We start from the raw sequence: 543 nt of genomic DNA on the forward strand, positions 1-543 counted from the left end.
GCCGGTGATGGGGTCGAGGATGTAGTGGATTCTGCGGTCGGTTTTGATGTTGTGGTGGTGTTGGCAGAGGTTTACTAAATTATCCGGACTGGTGGGCCCGCCAAGGTGGTATTCGATGCGGTGGTCGAGTTGGCACCTGGTGGCGGGGACGGTGCAGCCGGGCCAGCGGCAGGTGGCGTCTCTGCCTTGGGTGTAGGCGCGGATGTCGGTGTTGGGGGTGTAGGAGTCTACCTCGTCGGCTTTAAGTCGGCGGATGAAGGTGTTGTCTGTGGGGGCGTGGTTGAGGTTTATCCATCCGGCACCGGGGTGAAAGACGAGGTTGGTGTCGGGGGTAGTGGTGAACGTGTTGATGGCGACGCTGGTGTGGGTGTCTTCGAGGATCAGGTCGATGAGGCCTTGTGCGGCGGTGGTTGCGGCCTGGTTGGTGTAGGCGTCGATGTGGCGGGCGATGATGGTGGCGGTGGCGCTATCGCAGGTAAGTGTGAATGTGGTGGTGTTATCTGGGTTGTAGTTGATGCGCAGTCGTGGTTGGGGTTGTTGTTC

1 protein-coding gene is annotated in these 543 nt (G+C 60.0%); it reads right to left on the minus strand.

Annotation, left to right across the window (positions count from 1 at the left end; all coding sequences use genetic code 11):
* Positions 1-543: HNH endonuclease signature motif containing protein (locus QP971_RS11300; RefSeq protein WP_284821793.1), on the minus strand; the 543-nt coding region annotated here is incomplete at both ends.

It is taken from the genome of Corynebacterium marquesiae, from assembly GCF_030229635.1.
Taxonomy (GTDB): Bacteria; Actinomycetota; Actinomycetes; order Mycobacteriales; family Mycobacteriaceae; genus Corynebacterium; species Corynebacterium marquesiae.